General features: G+C 65.0%; 23 protein-coding genes and 3 pseudogenes. 17 read left to right on the top strand and 9 right to left on the bottom strand.

Annotation, left to right across the window (positions count from 1 at the left end; all coding sequences use genetic code 11):
* Both LAJ19_RS20220 and fdhF read right to left on the bottom strand, forming a co-directional pair.
* Positions 1 to 492 (bottom strand): helical membrane plugin domain-containing protein, encoded by a 492-nt coding sequence (locus LAJ19_RS20220; protein WP_225524805.1) that lies wholly within the window; start codon positions 490 to 492, stop codon positions 1 to 3.
* A complete protein-coding gene (gene fdhF / locus LAJ19_RS20225; protein WP_432804275.1) occupies positions 492 to 3,455 on the bottom strand; it encodes a formate dehydrogenase subunit alpha in 2,964 nt (987 codons plus the stop codon). Before fdhF ends, LAJ19_RS20220 begins: the two co-directional genes overlap by 1 nt.
* Positions 3,456 to 5,519: 2,064 nt before the next feature.
* Between fdhF and LAJ19_RS20230 the strand changes: the two are divergent.
* Both LAJ19_RS20230 and LAJ19_RS20235 read left to right on the top strand, forming a co-directional pair.
* Positions 5,520 to 5,890, top strand: a pseudogene (locus LAJ19_RS20230) (transposase); the annotation flags it as partial.
* Positions 5,862 to 6,482 (top strand): hypothetical protein, encoded by a 621-nt coding sequence (locus LAJ19_RS20235; RefSeq protein ID WP_225524807.1) that lies wholly within the window; start codon positions 5,862 to 5,864, stop codon positions 6,480 to 6,482. The pseudogene LAJ19_RS20230 and the gene LAJ19_RS20235, both read left to right, overlap by 29 nt.
* 127 nt (positions 6,483 to 6,609) lie before the next feature.
* Here LAJ19_RS20235 and LAJ19_RS20240 read toward each other — a convergent pair whose 3' ends face one another.
* The 3 genes from LAJ19_RS20240 to LAJ19_RS20250 all read right to left on the bottom strand — a co-directional run bounded on the left by LAJ19_RS20240 (position 6,610) and on the right by LAJ19_RS20250 (position 8,098).
* Entirely contained in the window at positions 6,610 to 7,194 is a 585-nt protein-coding gene (locus LAJ19_RS20240) for a hypothetical protein (protein WP_225524808.1), read from the bottom strand.
* Between the two features lie 215 nt (positions 7,195 to 7,409).
* Entirely contained in the window at positions 7,410 to 7,706 is a 297-nt protein-coding gene (locus tag LAJ19_RS20245; protein ID WP_225524809.1) for a hypothetical protein, read from the bottom strand.
* Complete coding sequence (locus LAJ19_RS20250) at positions 7,703 to 8,098, bottom strand: DUF7587 domain-containing protein (protein WP_225524810.1); 396 nt, start codon at positions 8,096 to 8,098, stop codon at positions 7,703 to 7,705. Before LAJ19_RS20250 ends, LAJ19_RS20245 begins: the two co-directional genes overlap by 4 nt.
* Before the next feature lie 519 nt (positions 8,099 to 8,617).
* Between LAJ19_RS20250 and dnaN the strand changes: the two genes are divergently transcribed.
* From dnaN to LAJ19_RS20300, 10 genes are all read left to right on the top strand, one after another.
* Positions 8,618 to 9,700: a DNA polymerase III subunit beta gene (gene dnaN, locus LAJ19_RS20255; RefSeq protein ID WP_225524832.1), complete on the top strand. Its 1,083-nt coding sequence runs from the start codon at positions 8,618 to 8,620 to the stop codon at positions 9,698 to 9,700.
* A 9-nt stretch (positions 9,701 to 9,709) separates the two neighbouring features.
* The gene (locus LAJ19_RS20260) at positions 9,710 to 10,357 is read left to right on the top strand and encodes a hypothetical protein (protein WP_225524811.1); all 648 of its coding nucleotides are present in this window, start codon (positions 9,710 to 9,712) and stop codon (positions 10,355 to 10,357) included.
* A 63-nt stretch (positions 10,358 to 10,420) separates the two neighbouring features.
* Complete coding sequence (locus tag LAJ19_RS20265; protein WP_225524812.1) at positions 10,421 to 10,702, top strand: hypothetical protein; 282 nt, start codon at positions 10,421 to 10,423, stop codon at positions 10,700 to 10,702.
* A 113-nt stretch (positions 10,703 to 10,815) separates the two neighbouring features.
* A complete protein-coding gene (locus LAJ19_RS20270) occupies positions 10,816 to 11,043 on the top strand; it encodes a hypothetical protein (RefSeq protein WP_225524813.1) in 228 nt (75 codons plus the stop codon).
* A gap of 234 nt (positions 11,044 to 11,277) precedes the next feature.
* Positions 11,278 to 11,610: a hypothetical protein gene (locus tag LAJ19_RS20275; RefSeq protein WP_225524814.1), complete on the top strand. Its 333-nt coding sequence runs from the start codon at positions 11,278 to 11,280 to the stop codon at positions 11,608 to 11,610.
* A gap of 58 nt (positions 11,611 to 11,668) precedes the next feature.
* Entirely contained in the window at positions 11,669 to 12,049 is a 381-nt protein-coding gene (locus LAJ19_RS20280) for a DprA-like winged helix domain-containing protein (RefSeq protein ID WP_225524815.1), read from the top strand.
* Entirely contained in the window at positions 12,046 to 12,975 is a 930-nt protein-coding gene (locus LAJ19_RS20285; protein WP_225524816.1) for a hypothetical protein, read from the top strand. The genes LAJ19_RS20280 and LAJ19_RS20285 overlap by 4 nt, the downstream gene beginning before the upstream one ends.
* Before the next feature lie 40 nt (positions 12,976 to 13,015).
* The gene (locus tag LAJ19_RS20290) at positions 13,016 to 13,540 is read left to right on the top strand and encodes a hypothetical protein (protein WP_225524817.1); all 525 of its coding nucleotides are present in this window, start codon (positions 13,016 to 13,018) and stop codon (positions 13,538 to 13,540) included.
* 51 nt (positions 13,541 to 13,591) lie between these two features.
* A complete protein-coding gene (locus LAJ19_RS20295) occupies positions 13,592 to 14,050 on the top strand; it encodes a DMP19 family protein (RefSeq protein ID WP_225524818.1) in 459 nt (152 codons plus the stop codon).
* Between the two features lie 110 nt (positions 14,051 to 14,160).
* Positions 14,161 to 14,745 carry a hypothetical protein gene (locus LAJ19_RS20300; RefSeq protein ID WP_225524819.1) on the top strand — a complete coding sequence of 195 codons (585 nt, stop codon included), beginning with the start codon at positions 14,161 to 14,163 and terminating at the stop codon, positions 14,743 to 14,745.
* A 74-nt stretch (positions 14,746 to 14,819) separates the two neighbouring features.
* Here LAJ19_RS20300 and LAJ19_RS20305 read toward each other — a convergent pair whose 3' ends face one another.
* The gene (locus LAJ19_RS20305; RefSeq protein WP_225524820.1) at positions 14,820 to 15,203 is read right to left on the bottom strand and encodes a response regulator transcription factor; all 384 of its coding nucleotides are present in this window, start codon (positions 15,201 to 15,203) and stop codon (positions 14,820 to 14,822) included.
* A gap of 215 nt (positions 15,204 to 15,418) precedes the next feature.
* Between LAJ19_RS20305 and LAJ19_RS20310 the strand changes: the two genes are divergently transcribed.
* Positions 15,419 to 16,021 carry a hypothetical protein gene (locus LAJ19_RS20310; RefSeq protein ID WP_225524821.1) on the top strand — a complete coding sequence of 201 codons (603 nt, stop codon included), beginning with the start codon at positions 15,419 to 15,421 and terminating at the stop codon, positions 16,019 to 16,021.
* Positions 16,022 to 16,278: 257 nt separating this feature from the next.
* On the top strand, positions 16,279 to 17,349 hold the full coding sequence (gene dinB, locus LAJ19_RS20315) for a DNA polymerase IV (protein WP_225524822.1): 1,071 nt from the start codon (positions 16,279 to 16,281) through the stop codon (positions 17,347 to 17,349).
* 8 nt (positions 17,350 to 17,357) lie between these two features.
* Here the strand turns inward: dinB and LAJ19_RS20320 are convergent, their stop codons facing one another.
* Positions 17,358 to 18,389 (bottom strand): hypothetical protein, encoded by a 1,032-nt coding sequence (locus tag LAJ19_RS20320; RefSeq protein WP_225524823.1) that lies wholly within the window; start codon positions 18,387 to 18,389, stop codon positions 17,358 to 17,360.
* 281 nt (positions 18,390 to 18,670) lie between these two features.
* Here LAJ19_RS20320 and LAJ19_RS20325 point away from each other — a divergent pair, with 281 nt between their 5' ends.
* Together LAJ19_RS20325 and LAJ19_RS20330 are read left to right on the top strand one after the other, a co-directional pair.
* On the top strand, positions 18,671 to 19,156 hold the full coding sequence (locus LAJ19_RS20325; protein ID WP_225524824.1) for a hypothetical protein: 486 nt from the start codon (positions 18,671 to 18,673) through the stop codon (positions 19,154 to 19,156).
* Positions 19,157 to 19,358: 202 nt separating this feature from the next.
* The gene (locus LAJ19_RS20330; protein WP_225524825.1) at positions 19,359 to 19,907 is read left to right on the top strand and encodes a hypothetical protein; all 549 of its coding nucleotides are present in this window, start codon (positions 19,359 to 19,361) and stop codon (positions 19,905 to 19,907) included.
* Between the two features lie 303 nt (positions 19,908 to 20,210).
* On the opposite strand, the pseudogene LAJ19_RS20335 reads toward LAJ19_RS20330, so the two are convergent.
* Positions 20,211 to 21,382, bottom strand: a pseudogene (locus LAJ19_RS20335) (IS3 family transposase).
* A gap of 82 nt (positions 21,383 to 21,464) precedes the next feature.
* Positions 21,465 to 22,043 carry a hypothetical protein gene (locus tag LAJ19_RS20345; protein WP_225524826.1) on the bottom strand — a complete coding sequence of 193 codons (579 nt, stop codon included), beginning with the start codon at positions 22,041 to 22,043 and terminating at the stop codon, positions 21,465 to 21,467.
* A gap of 156 nt (positions 22,044 to 22,199) precedes the next feature.
* On the opposite strand from LAJ19_RS20345, the pseudogene LAJ19_RS22225 reads away from it, so the two are divergent.
* Positions 22,200 to 22,304 (top strand): annotated as a pseudogene (locus LAJ19_RS22225) (hypothetical protein); the annotation flags it as partial.
* Positions 22,305 to 22,672: the final 368 nt, after the last annotated feature.

The following is a 22,672-nucleotide window of genomic DNA, read 5'->3' on the forward strand; positions in this document are numbered from 1 at the left end:
TCAGGGATGGGTCCCGGGTGGGGTGGACTGGCTCTCGCGCAGGGCCTGCCCGAACCCGCGCAGCACCCCGATCATGGCCCCCAGGGCCAGACCGACATCCGGGTCGCGGGCCAGTGAAAGCAGTTCCCCCAGGCCGGCGCGTTCACCGGCCCCGACGCGCCGCGCACCTTCACGCACGCCCTTGTTCAGTGCCCCCGTCACGGCCCCCAGCGCCTCGGGTTCGATGCTTCCCAGCGCCTTGACGAGCTCAAGGAGATTTCGCACCGCCCGCACGCTGCCCGGCTCATTGAAGATCTCCAGCGCGTGAAACGCCAGGCCCTCACCGCCCTGAACGACCCGAACCAGGGTATGCAGCACCTTGTGTTCGTGCAGTTCGCGCAGCAGCTCCAGGGCTTCAACCAGCGCGTCGGCACTCTCCGCGGTGCCTGCCGCCACTTTCTGTTCAGGGGTGGGCCGCAGCGCGCGGGCGTCAAATTCGATTGCGTGGGCCATCAGTCATCTCCTCCTGCCTGCTCGGGCGCCACCTGCCGGGCCACCGGGGTACGCCGGGGGTCGTCGCCTGGGAAGCGGTAGTCGCTGCGCAGCCACTTGCGCTCGACCTCCACGCCGCGCTGCGGCGTGGGACGGCCATAGCGGTGATTGATGCGCGGCAGTGGGTTCTCGCCCATCTCCGGCAGAATCTCCATGCGCACGGCCGTGTCCTTGTAGGCGGGAGTATGCGTACTGAGGTCCGTGTGGCTCCCGGTCAGGCGGTTGACCGCCTGCTGGGCGTCCTGGGTGTTCATGGGCATGTAGAGCTGCCTGCCCTGGACCCGTTCGGTCACGTGGACCGGCAGGCGCACTGCACCGTGACGTGACACCAGACGCACCTGCCGCCCGCTTTCCAGGCCGCGCTCGGCCGCGAGTTCCGGCGAGACCTCCACAAAGGTGCCGGGAACCTTGCTGGTAATCCCCGCCGACTGGAAGGTCATGTTGCCCTCGTGGAAGTGCTCCAGCATGCGGCCGTTGTTGAAGTGCAGGTCATACTCGGCGTCCGGGACTTCCACAGGCGGCAGGAACTCTGCCGGGTACAGCCGCGCTTTCCCGTCGGGGAAGGGGAATCCCTGAGTGAACAGCAGCGGCGTGTCGCTGCCGTCGGGGAGCACCGGCCACTGCAGTGACTTGAAGCCCTCCAGGCGCTCATAGGTGACGCCAGCGTACAGAGGCACGAGGCTCGCGATCTCATCCATGATCTGGGACGGGTGGGTGTAGTTCCAGTTCGCCCCCATCGCGTTGGCCACCAGCTGGATGATCTCCCAGTCAGGCTTGCTGCCACCCAGCGGTTCCAGGGCCTTGTACAGGCGCTGAATGCGGCGCTCGGTGTTCGTGAACGTGCCGTCCTTCTCCAGGCTGGGGCTGGCGGGCAGCACCACATCGGCAAACTGCGCCGTGCGGGAGAAGAACATGTCCTGCACCACGAAGAAGTCCAGCTTCTCAAAGGCCTCGTCCACGTAGTTGACGTTGGAATCCACGATGGCCATTTCCTCACCCTTGAGGTACATCACCCGGAGGGTGCCCTCATGGATGGCGTGAACCATCTCGTGGTTATCCAGGCCCTTGGCTTCGGGCAGGGGCACGCCCCACTTCGCCTGGAATTTTTCCCGCACCACGGGGTCGTCGACCTTCTGGTAGCCGCCCATGAACGCGGGCATGGCCCCCATGTCGCTGGCGCCCTGCACGTTGTTGTGCCCGCGCAGCGGGTACGATCCGGCGCCGGGGCGCATGTAGTTGCCCGTGACGAGCAGCAGGTTGCTGATGGCGGTGCTGGTTTCGCTGCCGCCGCACTGCTGCGTGACACCCATGGCCCACATGATGCAGGTGCCGTCAGCCTGCACGATCTCGTGCGCGATCTGGCGCAGCTCGTCCTGACTGATGCCCGTCACTTCCTCGGCGTAGTCCAGGGTGAACCGGGCGATACTCTCGCGGTATTCATCCAGGCCATTGACCCACTGCTCGAGGAAGTCCCTGCTTTCGAGCCCCTCGTCGAGAATGTATTTCGTGACTGCGCTGAGCCACACGAAATCCGTGGCAGGTTTGGGCCGGACGAACAGGTCGGCCCGCTGCGCCATCTCGTGCTCGCGCAGGTCGGCGACAATCAGGCGCTGGCCGCGCAGTTTATGGGACCGCTTAACCCGCGTGGCCAGCACGGGGTGCGACTCGGCGGTGTTCGTCCCGATGCCGATGACCAGCCCGGCTTTTTCGAGATCGGTGATGGAGCCGCTGTCTCCGCCGTAACCAACGGTGCGCCACAGGCCCATGGTGGCCGGCGACTGGCAGTAGCGCGAGCAGTTGTCCATGTTGTTGGTGCCCACCACTGCGCGGGCCAGCTTCTGCATCAGCCAGGCTTCCTCATTGGTGCATTTCGAGGAGGCAATAAAGGCCAGCGCGTCCGGGCCGTACTGGGCGCGGGTCTCATTGAACTTGCGCGCGATGAGCGACAGAGCCTCCTCCCAGCTGGCTTCGCGGAAGCGGTCTCCCTCGCGGATCAGCGGGGTGGTCAGGCGCTCTTCACTGTTGATGTGGTCCCAGGCGAACTTGCCCTTGATACAGGTGGACACTCCATTGGCCGGGCCGTGCGTCGGCTCGATCTTGAGGATGTGGCGCTCTTTCGTCCAGACCTCAAACGAGCAGCCCACGCCGCAGTACGTGCACACGGTCTTCGTGCGCTCGATGCTCTGCTCACGCATGGCCGCCTCGGTGTCCGAGAGCGTCAGGATAGGTCCGTAGCCGATGCTGGGCTCGGCCGCCTTGACGAAATCCACCGCCTGCTGAAACACGGGCAGCGGCAGGTCCGTCATCAGACCGGCCTCACCCAGCATGCTTGTCTCCATCAGGGCGTTGCAGGGGCATACGGTGACGCAATGCCCGCAACTGACGCAACTGCTCTCGTTGATCGGACGCCCGCCGTCCCACAGCACACGCGGGTGGGGATCTTCCCAGTTGATCGAGAGGGTCTCGTTGACCTGCAGGTTCTGGCAGGCCTCCACGCAGCGGCCACACAGGATGCACTGGTCCGGGTCGTAGCGGTAGAACGGATTGCTCTCGTCCTTGAGGTAAGGCTTCGGATGGTACGGCGTGACCTGATGCTGCACCTGCAGCAGCGCGGTGGTGTTGTGGACCACGCAGTTGCCGTTGTTGTTGTCGCACACTGTGCAGTACAGCAGGTGGTTGCCCAGAATCTTGTCGAAGGCCGCGGCGCGTGAGTCCCGGGCACCCCGGGTCTCGGTCTGGACAGTCATGTTGCCACTGACGCGGGTGCCGCAGGCCCGGATAAGCTCGCCGTTCACCTCCACCAGGCAGGTGTCACACGTCTGGATTGCCCCCAGCTGCGGGTGGTAGCAGACCTGCGGCAGTTCCATGCCAGACCGGTTCAGCACATCAATCAGCGGCTCGCCCGGGGTGGCCGGCAAAGCCACACCATTCACGCGTACTTCTAAAGTCGTTGGTGTCAAAACATCCCCCTGTGGACGGTCAAGTTGTTGATCGGCTGCTCGAAATGTAGCCCAACTCTGCTCGGCGCCTCAGTGAGATGTCCTGCTTTTGCTTAATCTTGAGTTAATTGCTCGTCCCGGCTCACACGCTCTCATGTATAGGGCGCCCGGTCCGCAAAACGGTGCATCCGGCCGCGTGGGCAGCCAGCAGCCCCCGACACCCGGTTGATTTACCAAATTTCCGGTGTGCAATCAGGCTCTTGCGCCATCCAGCTGAAAGAACATGCCCGCACAGGGAGTCAGGTGAAGCCACTGTTGCCACAGCGGCTCCATGATGCGGCACTGTTCACACCAGACACATCTATAAAGCCCGTCAGCAGGTGAACCTAACGGCTTTACTCGTGATCCACGCGTTCACAGGTGCGGTGTAGGACTACAGTTCCCCTGGACCCCGGGGTAGCAGCACATGTGCCGTCAGTTGCGTCTCCCGGCCGTTCCCCATTAGCGTCGCCTGCCTGCGTTGGAGCGGGCACTCAGGCAGACAGAGACAGCGCACCCTCCTGGAAGTGAACCTGGAACATATGATGGTATGGACATGGGGCCGCATGTCAGTCTCAAGAACAGGAAGAGGGGCGTTCGAATCCAGGTTGAGCCCACGGCACTTTCTGGTCTGATCATCGCGTGACACCCCCAGGATTTATCGTCCCAAGCTGACTCCCATCAGACCTTCACAGATCTACTATCTCTCCCTCTGGGCTTAAAAGCGTCGGGTCCCGACAACTGGTTGACCGAATAACATAACAGCAGGGTCACCAACCAGAAGTGGAGCCGCTGGCCCTTTGGAGGCGTTATGACCGGAGAAGACGAACGAACTGCCGCTCAGCCGAACGAAGAAACGGGAGGAGCTCTTAAGCACCCGGAATCTCCTGACCGCGAGGCTGTCGAACAGCACGCCGCTGACGGCGACGGCCCATTCGGCGCTGATATGCAACACCTCCTGGGCGGGACGGCCACGCCAGAGGCTCCCGAACCGGCCGCCAGCCCGTACAGCACAGGAACAGACGCGGCGACGGGTGGCAGTGTCTCCGCCTACGACGCGCGCAGCAGGTTCGGAGCGCAGGGCACACCGGAAGCACACGCAGGGACTGTCCCCACAGGAACCGGGAGCAGTGAGCCTGAGACGAGCGGGTAGGGGAACCGGGGCGTGGTGAAGTCCGCGCACCGGTCGCAGAAGGTCTCAGCGCGACCTGTAGCTGATTCATCGTAAAAACAGGTGCCGGGCAGCAGTAAAAGCAGTCCTGTACAGCCTTGATCTCACCGGCACGGGACGCGCTTTTACAGCTGTGGAGACCGTACGGCAGTAAGCCGTCCTGATGGATTTTCGCCATCCTCTGCACTTTATTGCGCTCGGACCAAGCGTTCTTCAGGACTGGGTAGCGGTTGTGTGCAACCTCATCCAGGGAGCGGCCTCGTTCAGGGCCGCTTTCGAGAATGAACGCGGGGTGCTGGGCCTTCGGAAGGTGCACGGAGGCCCAGACTTTCAGTGGTTTCTAAGAAGCCTCAGGAGACGTGTCACTCCACCCAGACGTGTTGAGCCTGAAAGCTTCAACTCGGGCATCGACTTGCCCCGGCACTGTGCGGTTGCCTTCGCTGTGGCTTGGCACCTTCAAACCGCCACTCCGGTCAAATCTCTGGACGATAAGGATTGACACCAAGACGCATTAGCGTCAAACACCTGGTATGAGGACCCGGAAAGTCAACCCTCGTCAGCCTGCCGCCGACCGGTCACGACCAATCGAAAAAAAGCCGTCCAGGACGACCCAAAAGGAGATCTCCTCACAGGAGGTCCAGGAAGGCCCCTCCAAACGTTTTTGAGGGGTGGAATACCCCAGAAAACTGACCATGCGGCTCCTTCACTGGACACTGCATGAACTGTTGCGCCGCAGTGGCCAATCAAAGCGTCCACACCACATTTAGGCGCAGGGCATAACTGAGGGTGACCCGATATGGCGTAGATGGAGATAAGCCCCCACAAGAGGAGGCACCATCATGACCAACCGTAGAATCCACACCGCCGAGTTCAAGCGGGATGCCGTACGACGAGCCCGAACCAGCGGCAACCTGGCCGGCACTGCCCGTGACCTGGGGCTCAACGCTTCGCTGCTCCGCAAATGGATGAATGCCGAGCAGGAGAAGGGCGAAGCTGCGTTTCCTGGTCATGGGCGGCAGATTCTGACTCCAGAGCAGCGGGAGATCCGCAGGCTGCGCAAAGAAAACGAAATCCTGCGACAGGAACGTGAAATCCTGAAAAAAGCGGCGGCTTGTCTTGGCCAGAACAGCACCCGTATGGGGCCTGGCCGCTTCTTCGCCAAAGAAACCACACGCTGAGGTATGCGTTCATCTGCGATCACCGCCCTCAAGACCCTCCGGCTGCCGCTCGTCGGGCAAGGCTGGCCCGCCACCCTCCACGCGCTGGGCAAGCCGGCGCACACCCTACGGATCCCGGCCGAGGTCGATGACGCGTGGCCGCTCCTGGTTACCCTGGCCCGCGTCATTCACGGCGGGCATCTCAGGACCGACCCGGTCGGCGAGCACCGCTGGGCCACGGTGAACGGCGGTTCCACGCTCTACGCACCCGGCCTGCACCTGCCCGCTGGCCGGTTTTACACGGAAGACGAAGCGGCGCTGGCCACCGGCACGGACGCCGCCGTGCTGCGGGCCGCCTGGCCTGCGACGACCCTGACGCGCACCGTGAGCGGCTACTACTGCGGCGACCAAGCGGACTGGGTGTCCCGGGACTGGCTCACCGCGCTCTGCGGCCTGCTGCTCAGCGACGAACCATTCCAGGAAGACGAACTGATGGCCGCCTTCCGGGCGCTTCCGGATGCCCCAGCTGTCCAGGACAACACCCTGCGCGGGGTCCTGCGAACTCACCCGGCCTTGAGGCGGGGTCCTGGCAAAGGCACCTGGCGGTACACGCCAGAAGCTGACGGTGGTGTCGCTGCCCGGTGAAGGCGACGCCGGGAATACACGCGCTGGGGCCACCGGCCTCACCCGCCGAGTTTGACCCTCACCCGCGAGGCGTCGCAGGATGACGATGCAGGCGAGTTGACTCATAGCCAAGCAATTCTCGCAAAATTCATCTCTCCACCTTCTGATAGAGCGTAGAGGTGGTGAGTTTGTGAGATTTCTTAGTTACGAAAATACTCATCTTGGTGTTGTTGTTGAGTGTTTGATCAATTGGAATATGCACAAATCCTGGTGAAGATCTGATATTTTCACCAATCTTGTAATAAACGGCGATAATTTCTGATGACGCGCTCTCTATATTGCCCCTGACAGAGAAATTATTGCTGGTACCAATAGGCTTTTTTATTAAACTCGTTCCTCTGACTAGTATCTTATTTTTAAGAACGGGGCTGATCATTGAAGGTGTGTAAAAGAATCTTTCTATCTCGCAAGATTCTATTTCTTTCTCAGAGACGCCACACCGAGATGAAATGTATTGTTTGATGATTCCTGCTTCTGCGACAGCAACGCTTAATGCGTATCCTTGCTCAATCTGATCACTATTGACCACAAATGATATGCGTCCCTCTGAAATTTCCCGTGAAAGACCAAAGCTCTTCTCACTCGCTCGATTGGCATTATCGCTAATTTCGAGTGGTCCACAGGCTGCTAGAACTATCGGTATTAATGCCAGCCTCATATAAAAGATCTTCATGGCACATCCTTTATGTACGCATCTTCGATTTACGTAATCTGCTCTACCGAAGACATCCGTTCACGACATTATTGATAACGGCATAGAGTATTTGATTAACTTGCCTGCATCGTCATCCTGCTCCGCGTAATTTCCGGATGATCTCTAGGCTGTTTTACTGGAAGCGGCGGTCGAGACTGAATTATTTAAAAGGTGGCTTCATCAAAGAAGAAACCCTAGCCAATCAATATCTCCCTAATAATTTCTCCAATCTCGTCAGAAGCGAGTCGCATGGACACAGAATCCACTTCTCCGTAGCGGTTTGCATAAGCTTCCAGAAGAGGATAGGCATCTAAAAATACCTCAGCCAAAGCTTTGGGAATATCTGCTTCTCCAGAGCTTATTCCAGCGAAATCTTTCAGCTTAGCTGCCAGTCCTTGGAAATCCTCTTGGACCAAAGGCTCTCCACCTCCGATTTTCCTTGTGATCATCATAAATAAATCCACGATCTCGAGAGTCAGTTTATCCTTCATTTGCACACCTCGGTCATAAACATTATGGCGTTAGCTGGAACCGTTCTGTCAATCAAAATTTCTACTGAAGCCGATGCTCTGTTATTTGCCGTAACACCTCGCAGATACTTCGCCCTGCCTTCAGGTGTGGACACATCCACCACCGTAGCAGTAACTTTCGATAGGTCAATTGCTACGATTCTATTGCCACTTTTTTCTGCCCATTGCAACGCGACATTATAATCACGAGTTGCCGAAATCCAGCTCTGGAGATATTCCTCTCTTGAACCATCTAAAACGTGCCCAGTTCTATTTCGTGCGCTGTCTTGGAAGGGTGCGAACAATCCCTTGGCAGGATTTTCCTCTGGCTTAATTACTCTGTAGACGATATTCTGACTGTTGTTATTGATCACGGCGAAGGTCTGAGCTGATAGGCTTGCCGTATGCCTGGTTGGCAGCCGACCCATTACTCTCGCGCTCAACTCGAGGAGCGCCGCTTGGCCGCTCTCGCATGGATTGAGCGCGGCACCCACCGCAACCAAGCGATTGCGGACCACTTCGGTGTCTCTGTGCACACGGTCTTGAGGCCTTCAGCGGCAGGGGACTCACCTTCTTCACGGTCCTCGCCGGGTTCGGGCTGTCCCTCCCCGCCAGCGTGAACGCCGCCCTCACCCGCGATCAGGCGGTCAACGCCGCACCGTACATCCTGCGGCACGCCACCTGAACCCCAGCGCAGTACGCCCCAGCGGCGTGCTGCGCTCACCCATTGGCCCCGTATCCTCGACAGGAGCTGCTCTGGGCGCCTGGCGCTGTTCTCCCGCGCCGGGTCTGCCCGCCCTCCGCCCTCACCCCCACAGGACGTGCCCATGACTGCTGCCCCCAAAAGAGCCGCCACATCCGCCCCACTGCCCATCCCCCTGAACCCTGGCGCCATGCACGTCAACGTCACCCGCAAGGCGCTGAGCGACGCCCTGGGCCTGATGGAGCGGGTCATTCCCAGCCGCAGCAGCAACCCGCTGCTCACCAGCCTGAAAGTCGACGTGAGTGAGCACGGCCTGACCCTGAGCGGCACGAACCTGGAAATCGACCTCTCCTGCGTCGTCCCGGCCGAAGTGCGCCACCCGAAGTCCTTCGTGGTGCCCGCCCACCTGTTCGGGCAGGTCGTGCGCAACCTCGGCGGTGAACTCGTCGAACTCGAACTGGACGGTTCGGAGATCAGCGTCCGGGCGGGCGGCTCGGAATTCAAACTCCAGATCGGGGATCTCGACGCCTACCCGCCCCTGACCTTCCCAGACGCCGCGCATGTCAGCCTCGACGCCGCCGAACTGGCCCGCGCCCTGGGCAGCGTGCGCTACGCCGCAAGCAACGAAGCGTTCCAGGCAGTGTTCCGCGGCATCAAGCTCGAACACCACGCCGACGTCATCCGCGTGGTCGCGTCCGACGGGTACCGCGTGGCCATCCGAGAATTCCCGTCCTCCGGGGCGGGGCGCAACCTGATCATCCCCGCGCGCAGCGTCGACGAACTGATCCGCGTGCTCAAAGACGGCCAGGCGCGCTTCACCTACGGCGACGGCCTGCTCAGCGTCACCACGGACCGCGTGCACATGAACCTGAAACTCCTCGACGGCGACTTCCCGGACTACGAGCGGGTGATTCCCAAGGACATCCGGCTGCAGGCCACCCTCAGCGCCGCCCTGCTCAAAGACGCTGTGAACCGCGTCGCGGTGCTTGCGGACAAGAACGCCAACAACCGCGTGGAGTTCCTGATCTCCGAAAACCGCCTGCGCCTCGCCGCAGAGGGCGATTACGGGCGCGCGCAGGACACCCTCGAGGTGGTGCAGCGCGGCGCCGAGCCCGCCATGAGCCTGGCGTTCAACGCCCGTCACGTCCTGGACGCCCTGGGGCCCATCGACGGGGACGTGGAGCTGAACCTGTCGGGCAGCACCACCCCCGCCATCTTCCGCGCCGCCGGTGAACGCAGCTACACCGCCGTCCTGGTCACCCTGCGGGTGTGATGCCCCGCGATGACGACCGCCCGACACCCGCACGCGCCGGTGTACCGCGTCGGCGCAGAGTATAGGGTGAGGCCCGAGATGCCCGCTCCCCTTTCGGAATCCTTCGAAGCGGCGCGCCGCGCGGTGCCGTTTGTTCAGCGGTGGTGGCGTACGGTGGAGGTGGGCACCGCGCTGAGCACCCTCACCCTGGCCGTGAGCGCCTTGATCAGCCCGGTCGCCCTCCTGTCGGTGACGGCCGTGACCGTGATCCTGCTGGCCGCGGCCAGGGTGACCGTGACCCGCGAACCCTGGGCGCGTCACTTCGACCGCATTGACCGGGCGGCGGGCGAACTCGATGCGTCCCCGATTCCGACCCGTGAATTGCGGGACCTGCGCGCCGCCCTGGACTGCGGGCCGCGCCCGGCGAACGTGCGGTGGCCCCTGTTCGGGCTGGTGGTGCTTCCATTGCTGGTCCCGGTCCTGCCGCCGCCGGCCCTGGCTGGACTGCTGCTGGCGTACGGCCTGCTGTGCCTGCTGGACCTGCGCGGGCAGCGAGACGCCGAAGAACGGGCCGACGTCAGGCTCGCGGTGGGCGAGGCCCTGCTGCGCCGTGAGGCACGCGAAGGCGGGGGCGACCCGGATGACCGGCCGCGCGCCGCACTGCCCCGCGTGGCCTGACGGACGCGCCCCCAGTTCACGCCCCCGTACGGGGGCGTCGCCAGGGCGGCGGCGGTGAAGCGCATGCCTGAAACCCCGGTCGAGGTGTACCGGAACCTGACCCGGCGGTGCTGGTCGGTGCGGCAGGGCGGGCGGGTGATCGCCCACTCGCCGTGGCTGCTGCTCCGGGACGTCACGATGATCGTGCGCCCCGGCGGACGCGACCGGGTGCGGCGCACGGGCCGCAACGAAGTGCACGCCTGGGTGCGCGGCACCCCGGCACAGCACCCACCCCCCGCCGGGCTGGAACGCGCCCGCGACAACCCGGTCGACACAGTAGACGACGTGCCTGTGGCCTTTGTCTGATCTTCACCCCGCTCGGCGCGGGGTCGGCGCCGGCGCGTGATGGCCTTCTCCTTCCGTTTCCCGTGGTCTCTGTTCCGCCAGCAACACCCTTCACCTGAAGGTGAGGGCGGAGCATGGCACACCACCTCTCCCGGTCTCAGCATGAAGACGGACAGGACGCCCTCGACTGGCAGATCCGCGAAGCGCGGGCCCAGATGCGCTACCAGGCCAAAGGCTACAGCTGGGTGCAGGCCCGCGACCTCGCCCGCCAGGAGATTCAGGAGCAGCGCGCCGCGCAGCAGGCCGCGGAAGACAGCGTGCGGCTCCAGCGCAAGCACGCCTGGCTGCGCGGCCCTGCTTGACCGGATCGACCGCGCCAACCAGGGCCAGCTCACCGAACGCCAGCGTGCCGTCCTCGGGCACCTGGCGTTTCTCGTGAGCGCCGCCGAGACCCGCGAGACCCTGCACCTGTGCGCGCAACTGCTCGAGCAGACCCTGCGTGCCCCTTGAGCCGCGCCAGGCACAGCATCCACGCGTGCCGCTTGAGGCGCGCCAGGCACAGCATCCACCCACCTGCACCCAACACTGGAGATCCCATGAGCACCCACACGTTCACCCACAGGGCCGTCAAGGTCCAGACTGGCTGGGACCGCCCGCTGCAGTACTTCTACCTCGTGATCGAGCGCCTCCAACGCCAGCCGAACGAACCGAAACTCGTGTACTGCAACCTCGACGACCCGCAGGCCCGCTTCGACGGGGGGCTCACCCTCGACCAGGTGCAGGCGCGGCTCATCGACCACGGCCTGCCCGTCCCCGCCGGCCTCCTGGACGCCCTCCGTGAGGACCAGCGCGTCAACCGCGGCAACCACGACGTGACCTGGAGCACCGACGCGCCGGCCATCCGCAGTGACGGCACGTTCGTCCACTGACCCGCCGCCAGTCCCGGTGCAGCCCGCACAACCACCCACGCGACAAGACACTGGAGACATGACCCGGCCCACTGCACCTCCATCGCCCGCACAGGCCGCCGCCCTGCTAATGATCTGGCAGGTCGGTCCCCTCTCCCTCGACACCCTCGCCCGCCACTGGACCGCCGGTGCGGGTGAGTTGCGCGCGGCCCTGAGCGCCCTGGAAGCGCAGGGGCTGATCGACCGGACCGGCACGCTGTACCGCCCGGAGGGGGACGAACACGCCACCCGGCAGGCCTACGCCCACCACAGCGGCGTGCGCGCCTGCGCCCACTGCGGCTGCAGTGACCTGTGGGGCTGCCCGGACGGCTGCTGGTGGACCGGCGACGCCCAGTGCAGCGCCTGCGCAGCGCAGGGGGTCATGCCACACCGCCGACACCACCCGGGGGCCACCCCGTGACCTTCACGTCAGCCGATGACGCCGTCCTCCCCCTCCTGACCTCCGAAGCATTCGCTGACAGCGGCCTGTGGTCCTTTCTCAACGACGCCGCCAGCGCGCCTCTCACCGAGCGGCTCGTGCAGGCCCTGACCCGCTGCGGCATCGACGTCTGCCCCGGCGCCGCCGCCCCGGTCATGGGCTTCGACCTGTTCGGCAGTAGCCCGGCTGACGCCCCCCCCGAGCACCCCTCCCGCGAGGACGCCCTGCACGCCGCGGCCACCTACGCCGCCCGGCGTGCCCGGGACCAGCGCCTCCGGGCGGTCGGGCCGGTCGGCGACCAGCAGGGCCTGCCGTACTGGCTGAGCGACACCCGCAACCCTGAGGACGCCGTGCTGTGCTGGCTGGCGCACCTGGCAGACCTCGACGACCGCTGCGCGCACCTGCGCGCCCACAACGAACCGTGGGGCGGCGCCAACAGCCTGTTCGTCACGCCCATGCAGGAGACGTGCATCGAGGACGTGGAACGCACCCTCCAGGTGATGGGCCTGCAGACGTCCATTCCCGCCCTGGTGCAACGCCAGACGAGCGTGTGCCTGCTGTCCGAGCATGCTGACCTGCTGGTGTGCGACCTGTACGGGCAGATGGTGCTGCGGACCGGCAACGAGCTGCGTGTCCTGCCCGGCCCCGGCTACGCCCTGCTCACCAGTCACGCGGTGGACCACGCCACCCTGTTCGCGCTCCCACAGGCGCAGTGGGCCCCGGACGACCTCGACGCCCGGACCCTGACCTGGCACCGCATGCGCGGCCACTGGCCTGAGTGGGCGGTGCCCGGCTGGTGGGTGGCGGCGCCCACCGCCCACAGTGAGGCCCTCGTGCGCCACCAGGGCGACCCGTTCGGGCCGTTCCTGCGCTGCCCCGCCCCGCCTGAGGGCTGGCCCGCCTCGTAAGCCGGGCCGCCACCCACCCGCATTCCACACTGGACGACATATGGACCTCAAAGCGCCGCCCGGCGAAATCACCGCCAACCTCGAACATCCTGAGCAGATCCGTACGGCGATTCACGCCTACCTCAACCAGAACCCTGCCGTCGCCCACCTGTACCGCACGCTGCTGCAAGAGCGCGACGCCAGCCGCACCACGCTGCTGCTGTTCACCATCGCCGTCACCCTCGGGTACCCCACCGACCACGTGCTCGAACTGGTGCTTGCCGACCTTGACGACCACTATCAGAAGACCGTCGGTATGCTGCCGGACAACCCGGTGACGGAACTGATTCTGGAAGATGCCACGCTGCGCAGCCGCGACCACAAGGTGATCTTGCGCGGGCGGATCACGCACGTGACCGAGCACGGCGCGCCCAGTGCCTACGAGGCCGGGCAGGAGTTCGAAGGCACCATCAGTTCCACCAGCCAGGGGCGGTACGTGCTGCACACGCCGCTGCGGACCTACCAGGCGCATGTCCGGGTGGATGACAAACCCCCGGGCGGCAAGCGCGGCAAAACGAAACACTGACCAGTGGCCCCCCTCACCCGGGGGCCAGTGCCTTGCTCAGGAGCACCCGCTATGACTGATCCCACCGCCCGTCCGACGCCGGCGTCCACTCCGGCCCCCACCATCCGTGATCTGCGCGGCACGGCCCTCGCCGCCCTCGCCCTGTGCGCCCTGCGCACCTGGGGCCGTCATGAGTCGAAAGACGCCCTGCTCGCGCGACTGCCGGAAGACCAGCGCCTCGCGGTGATGGCCTGGTGGATGGACGGCCAGACCAAGAACGGGTCATTTGTGCAGTGGCACGTCAACGGTCTGTCCGGACACGCCCCGTCGCTCGCGGCCTACTACGCGGGGAAAGGTCCCCACGCCGACCAGGTGGCGCAGGTGCTGCGCGCCGTTCACGCCCAGTTCCAGGCGCCCGCTGGCCCCGATGTCACGGCCTTGCACGCCTTGAGCGGCACGTACTTTGGCGTGGCCGATCAGGCCATCGACGAACTCAGTGCTCACCTGACCGGCTCTGAACGCTCCGCGTGAGCAGGGGTGGCTGACCACCGGCGCAACCACCCACCCACCGCGAGACTAGAAGCGGTTCTGTCCTGACCCTGCAGGTGCGTCCTGCGAACCCGCCCCACTGGAGACCACCCATGACCACCGTATCGACGAACCCTGCGCTGCTCGCCCCCCTGGACCTGCTGCCCCCCGACCCGGTGGACGGGCAGACCTACCGCCTGCCCGGCATCAGCGCCGCGGTGGCCCTGCGCGGCAACGTGGGCCGCCTGATCACCCTCGGGGAAGCAACCGGGCGCGGTGTGGGCGGCAGCGTGCTGAACATCCGCCGTCATCACGGGCGCGTTGAAGTGCAAATCGGCCAGCAGTGGTTCATGCTCGAACGCCGGGACGTGCAGCTCGCCCTGAAATCGCTGCACGCCGTGGCCCTGTCGGCCCCGCCCCTGCGCGGCGAGCATGAACTCGCGCCGCTCCTTACCCCTGCCTATCACGATCCGGCCGGGCGTGGGGAAGGCTGGTGGCTGACGGCCGTGTGCGCCCAGGACCACTGGGCTGGCCGCGTGCGCACTGTCACGGTGGACCTGCGGGTCACGCAGAGTGGCGAGAGCTTTCCTGCCCGGCGTGTGCTGACGTTTTTTCCTGAGCCGCCCCACTCACCGGCCCGCTACGAGGCGCACACGCCCGAGCACCAGCGGGTTCTCGACGCCCTGGGTCTGCCCTAGGCGCGCACGCACACTGGCGCATGTTCCGTGGTGTACGGTGGCAGCGCAAGCTTTTCCCGGAAGGCCTTCGCTCGTCAGTGTGTGAGCTGTTCGATCAGGGCCGTAAACGCGCCCAGTTCAAACGGTTTGGCCAGGAAGGCGTCGGCCACGCCGGGCGCCAGGTCCGCTTGGGCGGTGGCCGCACTCATGACCAGTACCCGCGTGCGCGACCGGTCGATGAGCGGGAGCAGTTCCAGACCACTGCCGCTGGGCAGGTTGACGTCCAGCACCACGAGTGCCGGCGTGGTTGCCGCCAGCACCGTCCGGGCGTCGCCCAGATCGTCACATTCAATCAAGGGCCAGCCTTCGCGCCGCAGCAGAAAGCGTTGCAGGGACCGCATCGCGCCGCCGTCCTCCACCAGGAGAATGGGCGCCGTGTCGCGCAGGGGCGCGGTGGGGATCATGGTCGGGGTGGTCATGGCAGCACTCCTCTGAATGGGGGGGGACGGCGGCGCAGGCCCCCCGCCGACTGGCCTGGGGGTGTGCCCTGCCGTTGTACCAGCGGCGGTCTGACACGTTTGTCGCACCAGCACGACATGAGGGGCGGGGGACATGCCGCGGTTCCAACCACCCGCGCGCACGGATAATGCCTGCAGGCGGGCGCGATCGCGCGTACCCTGCTTCAGGAGAACCAATGACCATCTTTGAGAACTTCAACCCCACCCTGCTCGCGCCACTGAACCTGATTCCCGACGAGCCCCACGACGGCCAGGTCTACCGCGTGCCCGGGCTGAGTGCGGCGGTCGCCATGCAAGGCGGCATCGGCCGGCTGGTCACGCTGGGGTCCACCTGGTCCGACCGGTACCACACCGTGCTGAACGTCCGCCGTTCCCTCAACGAACTGGAAGTCGAACTGCAGGGCCAGTGGGCCACGCTCTCGAGCGCCGCGGTGCACCTGGCCATCCACGCGCTGCACCCCCTCCGGCTGCGCGCCCCACACCTCGACGGGGACCTGGAGACCGCACCGATGCTCACCCCCTGCTACCACGAAGTGGGGGACAAGGGCCTCGGGTGGTGGACGGCGAACACCAGCACCCACCAGTCCACCCTGGGGGACACCACCATCGTGACCTGCGACGTCGTGTTCACGCGGGGCAGTGAGTCGTTCAAGGCCATCTCGCACCTGACCATCACCCCGGAAGAGCCGTTCCATCACTACACGTACACCACCGACAGCAAGGCCGGGCGCGCGGTGATCAAAAGCCTAACCGACAGTCTCAGCTCCCAGAACATCTAACTGGATACGGTTGACCGCCCGTGAATACCGCGCTATGGTAGAGAAATCAAGGCGACCTCCGGGGTCGCCTTTTTTCTCTTGGCGAGGACGACACGCCCGGCCTGTACGAGCGGCTGCCGGTCGTGCTGACGGCACACGAGCCGTTTGCGACGCTGCTTACTGAACTCGCCGTGGATCTGGTGGGTGAACCCGGCGTTCCGGCCTGAGTTCACCTGACCTCACGGTCTGCGCGGCGGCGCGTCCGTAGTCTGAGAGGGATGCGCAAGGTGGTGCATGTGGACGCGGACGCTTTTTTCGCCAGCGTGGAACTGCGGGATGACCCGAGTCTGCGCGGTAAGGCGGTCGCGGTCGCGTACCACGGCCCCCGCAGCGTGGTCACCACTGCGACCTATGAAGCGCGGCAGTACGGGGTGCGCAGCGCGTTGCCCTTACGAACCGCCCTGGCGCGCTGCCCGCACCTGATCGTGATTGAACCCCGCATGGACGCCTACCGCGAAGCCAGCCGGATCATTCAGGGGGTCTTTCACGAGTTCACTGACCTGGTCGAACCGCTGAGCCTGGATGAGGCCTATCTGGACGTCACCACCTCCAAGCGGGGCCCGCCCAGCGCCACCCTGATTGCTCAGGAGATCCGCCGCCTGGTCCGGGAACGGACCGGGGGCCTCACGGTCTCCGCCGGCGTCTCGTACAACAAACTGCTGGCCAAGCTCGGGTCCGGCATGAACAAGCCCGACGGCCTCACAGTGATCCTTCCGGAGCAGGCTGACGCCCTGCTGGCCCGGCTGTCAGTGGGAGACTTCTACGGGATCGGACCCGTCACGGCCGGGAAGCTGGAACGCATGGGCATCAAGACGGGGGCGGACCTGCGCGCCCGGTCCCTGCCGGAACTCACGTCCGCGTTCGGCAGTCACGGGGCGCACATGTACGCGATTGCCCGCGGCATCGACGAGCGCCCCGTGGACCCGAGTGACGACCGCAAGAGTGTCGGCACCGAGGACACGTACGACACGGACCTGCGGACCCTCCCTGAGATGCTGGCCAAACTCCCGGGCCTCAGTGAACGCACCAGCCGCCACCTCACCCGGCATGGCCTGGCTGGCCGGGTGGTGGCCGTAAAAGTGAAGTTCGCCAACTTCGAGCTGCTCACCCGTCAGCAACGCCTCCCCGCCCCCGTGCAGGCGCCGGAAGAGATCGAACGGGTCGCGCGGCGCCTCCTCACCGCGGACCTGATCGGCGGCCGCGCCGTGCGGCTGCTGGGCGTGAGTGTCAGCGCCCTCCTCGACCCGCAGGGCCGGGACGTCGCGGTGCCGCTGTTCCGCCTGGTGTGAGGCCTGGCTCAGGCGGGGGTGCTCAGGCGCAGGTGCGTGCCCAGATCCATCCCGGCGACGCCCTGAAGCACCCGCAGGACGCTCACGAGCGGGCGCAGCAACTCGCGCTGCACCGCCTCGCGCTCCTCAGCTGTGCTCCAGGACGGTACGCCCATCATGATCTGCAGTCTGGCCAGGGCGTCAAGCAGGTCATGATGCACGCAGGTGTCCGTCTCGGGGCGAGCCAAGTCGTCGAGGGTCGCGCTCACGCCCGGGTACAGGGCCTCCACGGCGTCCTCCAGGGCCTGCTGAGCCCGTTTGCCGAGCCTGCCGGCGCGGGTGGCCGGGAGCGTGGTGCCCAGGGCGGCCAGGAGGGCCACGCATACCATCACGCAGTGGCCGAGCTCCTCCACCTCCGGAGGGTCGCCCTCCAGGACCGTGCGGGTCAGAGCGCCCAGTTCAAACATCGCGTTCTGCTGACTCTCGAACAGCTCGACCTGATCCCCGCCGCTGACGTCCAGCAGGTGCATGGCCTGCGCGCAGGCGTCCTTGAGCGGCACGGGGCCGTCGCTCACCACCCGCACCTGGAAGGCGCGCCATCCTTCACCCGGAATGTACAGCTCGGTCATCCCCTCCTCGCGCAGGTCCCTCAGGACCTCGGCGTGCAGCAGCGCCGCAGACGGCTGGACGTGCGGTTGCGCCCGCCAGGTGCCGTTCGGCGCTCGCCCGATCAGGACGCCGCCGTCGACGTCCGCGATGCGAGTGAGCAGCAGTTCCATCACGGCGGCATCGAAGGTCATGGGGCTCTGGTCGCGGTTTTTGAGGGTGGCAATGGCGGTCAGGAACGCCGCCTCGTCCTGGGCGTGGAAGAAGCGCACGTCGATTTCGCTCTGGTGCTGCGTGACGCAGGCAACGTCGCGCCCCGCGTGCGTGAGGGTCACGGTCCAACTGCTGGGCGTGAGCATATGCCGCCCCGCACCGCGAATGCCGTAGGCCCCGGCGTGACCCTCCAGGGCCGGCCGCGCAGGGGAAAGCGTGAGGTCGGACAGAAGCTCAGGCATGTCCACAGGGTAGGGCCTGTTGAGTGGCCCTGAAGGTTCTGCAATCCACCTCCGGCTATTCCCGCCGCGCCGCTGCCCCAGTCCTTAGGCCGATGTCAGCCCACCCAGAACGGACTCAGGGAACGCGGCCAGCTGACTGGCGTCATGGCCGGGGACCTGACGGTTCAGGCGCAGTGGAAGCTCCACCACCGTGCGGAGCGCCGCGCATGCTGGACAATTCAGGGCGCCGTCCGCCGCCGTTCCACCGCGTTCACCCGGAGGTCCGGGTTTCAGGTGCCCCCATGCCCAAGACGCCCCCTGCCCCGCCCGATGATCCGTATCCCCACGCGGCGTACCTCGCTGTGACGGGGGACGGGGAAGTGATCGGCGTAGCGCGCGGTCACCCCGGCAGCACGCTGGTCCTCCAGTTTTTTGAGGGCGTGCCGGACGTCCCGGAGCAGTTCACCCTGCGGCCGTACAACGTGCCGGACGGGCGCAGGGCCCCGGCGCTGGTCTGCCACACCCCCCAGGGGCTGCCGGCCCTCGCTCGTCAGAAGCGCGGCGGGCATTATGTGGTGGTTTGCCGGAGCGGCCACACTGGCCCGCTGTGCCTGGACGCGGTGTACGAGGGCTGGCTCTGGAAACGCCTGCAGGCGATGGCCAACCGTCAGGATGCCGCACCGCCTGGCCGTCCCAGCTCGCCACGTTTTCCTGGGCGTACCGAGGCCCCAGTGATGCCGCTGTTGCCGTTCCCACTGGTGGACTTCAGGCCCAACCGGCGGCGGTGAACGGACCGGTCACTGAGGAAGCGGCGCCACTGGTAAAAGCCATTGGTTCACCCCGGCCGGATCGACCTGCAGCAGCATGCCGGCGCGTGCAACTCCAGCACCGCCAAAGGGCGCCGTGCCGCATGATGGACGTCGCCTTCCCTTTGCTTCTTAGGCCCCAGGTCCCCCGACCGCCCCCTTTCCAGTGCCAGGAGTCTTGACGGTGAAACGAATCCTCCTTCCTTTCCTGATTGCGTTGAGCGGTGTCGCCAGTGCGGTTCCTGCCCCGTTTGACACCCTCTTCCCCGGGGCGCGCGTGATCACACGTGCCGCGAATTACGGGGCCAACCAGGCCTACGGTGGTTATCAGTACCGCCTCCCGGCCGGCACCTTCGATCTCGGCTACGAGTTGCGCCTCACCGCCCATGAGGTGGCCCGCGTGCGGAGCGTCACCGTCTACGTTCAGCCGCCAGGCGCAGATACGCCCACGCTGAACGCCGCGTCCGGCCAGGTGGTCGAGCAGCTGTTCGCACAGGTGGCGCAGCGCTGTTTCGGCATGCGTTCTGAGCGTGTGCCTGCCCTCCGCGCCTGGGTGCACAGCACCGTGTCGGCCGGTGGGATGGCCAAAGGGAGCGCCGTGTTTGGGCCCGTGCAGCTGAAGTTCGAGCGCACGCAGAGTTCGGGCGCGGGGTACTACGATCTGAACTACACCTTGACCCGTGAAGGGGTGCCGGGAACGGCACCGTGGGCTTCGTACTGCACGTTCTTTTGATCGGGAGATGCCGGGTGGGGTTACCTGCACGTCCGGGGTCGGCCTGTCGGCTGGGTGGTGGTGACGGACCAGGAACGCCCAGACGGGGCCGCTGCGTTGCCCCGCGCGTTCGGCAAACAGGCCTGCCGAGCACCGCGGAAGACGACGCGCGATTCACGGCGGTTTTGATGACGCTGTGGGACGACTGAACCCAGAGGGACCTGACCTGAAGGGCAGTGGCCTCAGGCTCGCGGTGCCGAACCGTGCCGATTACGGCGTGTCGGTCAAGGGGGAGGAATGATCTGTCAAGGGTTTGGTGGAGCCTCAGTTCAGGATGTAAGCCTGCTCCTCGAAGGCCGTCGGTGACTGATACCCCAACGACGAGTGACGACGGCGACGGTTATAGAACACTTCAATCCACTCGAACACCTCTGTCCGTGTCTGGGCACGGTCCCACTGCGCTTCACCAAGCCCCATCTCCGTCTTCAATGTCGCAAAAAAGCTTTCCTGGACAGCATTATCCCAACAATCCCCCGCCTCGCTCATACTCTGAACGGCCTGCAGTCTGTCCAGCGCCTGCTGGTACACATCGCTCGTATACTGGCTCCCTCGATCCGAGTGATGCAGGAGTCCGCCTGGTGGTTTCCGACGCGCTACGGCCATCTCCAACGCCGCTGTGACCAGCGGCGTCTGAAGTCGCTCATTCAGCGCCCAGCCGACAATTTTCCTCGAGTACAGGTCCATGACCGTTGCCAAGTACAACCAGCCATCACGGGTGGGTAGGTACGTCATATCCGTGACCCACTTCTGGTTCGGGGCATCCGCAGTGAATGCCCGATCAAGAATGTTTTCTGCGACTGGACGCGAAGATTTCGTTTTGGTCGTCGTACGGAACTTCCGTTTCCCACGTGCGACAAGCAGGGCTTGTCGCATGAGCCGCCTGATCCGCTGACGACTGACCTGCTCTCCCTGTGCCTTCAGGTCGGCTTGGATGCGCAGCGCCCCGTATGTTCCCCGGCTTTCCTCGAAGCTGGTCCTGATTTTCTCGATCAGCACGCGGTCTTTTGTGATCCTCTTGCTCTCCGGCCTTCCCCGCGAAGCGTAGTACCCGCTGATGCCCACCTCGAGAACCCGGCACATCAGTTCCACTGGGAACTCGTTCTGGTGCCCCTCGATGAATTTGAAGATCAGGGCTGCTTCGCGAAGAAGGCCAGTGCTTTTTTCAGAATATCCCGTTCCTGTCGTGCAATTTCCAGTTCCCGCTCCAGTTCCTTGAGTCGAGCCTCCTGTGGTGAAAGGGCGGGGATTCCCCGCCCGGTGAAGGCTGGGCGGCCAGCGGCCGTCTGGGTGTCCTGCTGCTGCTTCCACCGGACCACGTAGTGAGGGGGAACGCCAAGGTCACGGGCAATCTGGGCGCAACTCTTTCCGGTCGTGCGGACCAGCCGGACGGCTTCTTGTTTGAACTCAGCGGTGAATTTCTGCTTGGGTACGGACATTCTGTCCTCCAGTGTGGATCACACTGAACTTACCCTCCACCAAACTCTATCCAGTTCAGAATTGTTCGGGGCATCAGGCATTTCAGCTGTCAAACCAAAACACCATTCGCAACTTGCGCGGATCATCCACCAATGTTTGGAGCTTGGCCAGGCCTTGAGCCACAAAGTTCGTATCTGACACGGCATCCCGGTAGGTGACAATCTCTCGCCGAGCCCACCGTGCGTCCTGCGCAACTGCGGAGTCAAGGTGAACGAGGGGTTGGTCCCACTCGAAGCTCGACAGCTCCTCCAAGGAAAGCCAGGACGGGCTGTGGACCTCTGGGGCGTGCTTGGCTTGAGTCCACGCTTCGCGAACCTCAACACTCGCGTCCTCTGGAATGCCTCGACACGCCACGATCGGGCGCACGTTCAGTCGATTCCGCACACCAGCGAGAATCGCAAACAGGTCGTAATCGCGACCAATACACAGCGGGAGGCTCCAGTAGGCTTCCTCCTCTTCTGGGGTTGCGGTGTCCCAGTTCAGGTCCGGGAGCACTTGAATCCTTTTCCAGCCCTCGTCCGTCCGGACCTCAAAATGTTCGTGCAAGTCACAGCCCATATCCTTGACGATGACACGATCCGGCTGAATTTCTGGTGGGCTTTGGTGAAGCCACCTGGTCACCGCTCGGCGCATCAGACGTGGCCGTGACGTTCCGGTTAGGGCCGCTTCCGTACCGTCAGGGCATGCACCGACCCGTCCTGCCGTCCCTGACTCCCGCCGGGATGGTCCGCGGTGAGCGCTGACCGGGACTGACTTGGGTTCTACGCGGCGCTGGGCGTGTCCCCGGACGCCGATGCGGCGGCCCTGCAGGGTGCGTACCGCGCGCGGATCAAGGCGGTCCACCCCGACCGGAACGCCTCGCCGGACGCCAACGCGCACTTCCAGGCGGTGCACCAGGCGTACCGGGTGCTGGGCGATCCGGACGGGCGCGCCCGGTACGACGCGTGGCACCGTGACGTCCCGGCGGGCGACCCTGTTCCCCCGGAGTTCCTGCCGGTCCTGACGTGCGAGCGATGCGTCCAGGCGTCCCCGCACTTGCGGGTGATCGTGGTGCACTGGGTGTGGAGCGCGTTGCTGTTCACGCGTCACGGGCACACGCCCTACCTGGTGTGTCCTGCGTGCGGCACCCGGCTGCTGGCGCTCGCGTCCGTCAAAGCGGGCCTGTTCGGCTGGTGGGGCGTGCCGTTCGGGCCGCTGTTGACCCCGGTGGCGCTTTGGAAGAACCTGACCTCGCCCGTTCCGGCAGCGGT

It is taken from the genome of Deinococcus taeanensis (genome assembly GCF_020229735.1).
GTDB classification, from domain to species: domain Bacteria; phylum Deinococcota; class Deinococci; order Deinococcales; family Deinococcaceae; genus Deinococcus; species Deinococcus taeanensis.